We start from the raw sequence: 261 nt of genomic DNA, 5'->3' as shown, positions 1-261 counted from the left end.
CCCGCATCTGGGACTGGAAGCGTTTCCGCGAGATCGCCGACAGCGTCGGTGCCTATCTGATGGTCGACATGGCACACATCGCCGGTCTCGTTGCCGGTGGCCAGCATCCGTCGCCGTTCCCGCATTGCCACGTTGCCACGACCACGACCCACAAGTCGCTCCGCGGCCCGCGCGGCGGCGTGATCCTCACCAATGACGAGGATCTGGCGAAGAAGTTCAATTCGGCCGTCTTCCCGGGTCTCCAGGGCGGTCCTCTTATGC

The 261-nt window shown here is 64.8% G+C and carries 1 protein-coding gene; it reads left to right on the top strand.

Annotation, left to right across the window (positions count from 1 at the left end; translation table 11 throughout):
* The coding region (locus SB764_RS41695) for a DegT/DnrJ/EryC1/StrS family aminotransferase (RefSeq protein WP_410866990.1) at window positions 1-261 on the top strand (261 nt) is incomplete at both ends.

It is taken from the genome of Paraburkholderia sp. SIMBA_027, from assembly GCF_046535315.1.
GTDB lineage: Bacteria > Pseudomonadota > Gammaproteobacteria > Burkholderiales > Burkholderiaceae > Paraburkholderia > Paraburkholderia tropica.
The sequence above is the reverse complement of the archived record's forward strand: the minus strand, read 5'-3'. Positions and strand labels throughout refer to the sequence as shown.